Here is a 1,750-nt window from a genome sequence, read left to right as displayed (position 1 = left end):
GTGGCGATCCTCGGACAGCACCTTTCCCCGCTCAGCTGGGCGGGTCTCGTGGTCGTCGTCGCCGCCGCCGGGATGGCTCTGCGGGAGTCCGCGGTCGCCGCGTGACGACGGGTGACCCACCTCGGGGGCGCCCGATTCGCAGGCCCCGGACACGATACTACGATTGGGCTCATGAACAGGGAAAACACGGGCAGTTCGGCCGGTTTCGACGGTGGGCAGAACCAACCCATCGACTCGTGGGCGCTGCCGCCCGAAACCCCGGCGAATCCGCCGACGTACCCAGGCACTGGCCCCGGCAATTGGAATCCAGGGTCGATGCCTCCGCAGGACCCGGCACAGACTCAGGTCCCGGCTTTCACGCAGAATGCGGCGCCGGCTCAGCATCCCGGCACGGTCCCGAACTTCGCACCTCCCATGCGACCGGGATACGGCGGCATCCCGAGTTCCCAGGTACCCGACTGGCTCAGCCGCATTCCCTTCGTCAAGGACCAACCGCCGTTGCTGCGGATGCCATTGCTCTCGTGGAATGTCCTCGCGATCACCGCCCTGGTGGGTTTGGCCGCGGGCATCGCCAACTTCGACGGTTTCATCGTCTTCCTCATTCCGGCGGCGGTGCTCTGGATCCCCGTCGCGGCCCTGTCGATCCACGCCTTCAACCGCGGGCTGACCGGCCGAGCCGGAATCCTGCCCGTCGTTTACACATTGCTTTCGTTGCTGTTCGCCTTGCGCCATCTCGCCGTACTGGTTCTCGGCATCGTGTTCGTCGCCGGAGCCATCGCCTTCGTCATCTGGGCCCATACCCGCCCGGGAGTGAAGCAGGAGCTCGATCGGATCGAGGCCCTGTGGGTGCCCGTGAATGATCCCCGAGGTGGCGCCACGGGGGCGGACGTCCCGCCCTTCAAACAGGCGCCGCTGGCCGCAAAGTGGCCGTCGGTGCGCTCGGACGGGCCAGTCCCGAATCATGCCGCCCTGGCCACGTGGCTGTGGCTGGGATCCGGCGTGGTCCTCCTGCTCACCCTCGTCGGCCCGGCTTACCGCGTATTCGATTCCTCCGGCTACTTTGACGGTGGCGCCGGTGAGTTCCTCGGCGATCTCGCATGGCTTTTCACCGGCTGGGGTTGGACGATCGTGCTTCCGCTCGTCGTTCCGGTCGCCTTCATCGTGCTCGCCCTCCGCTATCGACGCGGAGCCCCTTCCGCTTGGTCTTGGTCCGTATTTCTGACGGGCCTGGTGTTCGTCGTCGCCCTGCAATCGGTGATCACGAGAATGGGCCCGGAAGAGAATTATGACGACGGCCTCACACTGCTCGGGCTCGCAGGTTTGATCATCGCCGCCCTCGCATCGTCGGCGGCGCTCGGATTAAGCCTTACTCCGGCCGCTCGAGCCCATGCTTTCGGGAAAACAAGATCCGCGCGCGCCCCGATGGCCGTCATCGCGGCCGCTGCCGCGTGGTTTTTCGGCACCGGCATCTACGTCGCCAACGACGTCGTCTTCCACGAAACGGGGTCGGTCGGTCATTCTTCCCTGTACGAATTGCTGGTCGGTTTTGCCGACGACGGGATCATATTCACGTGGGCACTGACCAAGACCGTCCTTACCTTGCTCGCCTTGGCATTGCTCGGAGTCGTCCGCGCGTTCGCCCAGGGCTCCGCGCCCGCCCGCAGCTTCCTCGCGTTCGCGGCCGTGCTCATCGGCCTGTCGGGCTTGTCAACGGCCGCCGCGTCCATGATCGGCGTCGACTCCGGGATGG

The 1,750-nt window shown here is 66.1% G+C and carries 1 protein-coding gene; it reads left to right on the top strand.

Going from position 1 to position 1,750, the window contains the following annotated elements; translation table 11 throughout:
• Positions 1–414: 414 nt before the first annotated feature.
• A partial coding sequence (locus GX015_RS07400) for a hypothetical protein (protein ID WP_291344015.1) occupies positions 415–1,750 on the top strand: 1,336 nt, incomplete at its 3' end.

Source organism: Corynebacterium sp., assembly GCF_012837295.1.
Classification (GTDB): Bacteria; Actinomycetota; Actinomycetes; order Mycobacteriales; family Mycobacteriaceae; genus Corynebacterium.
This window is presented reverse-complemented; position numbering and strand designations above follow the sequence as displayed.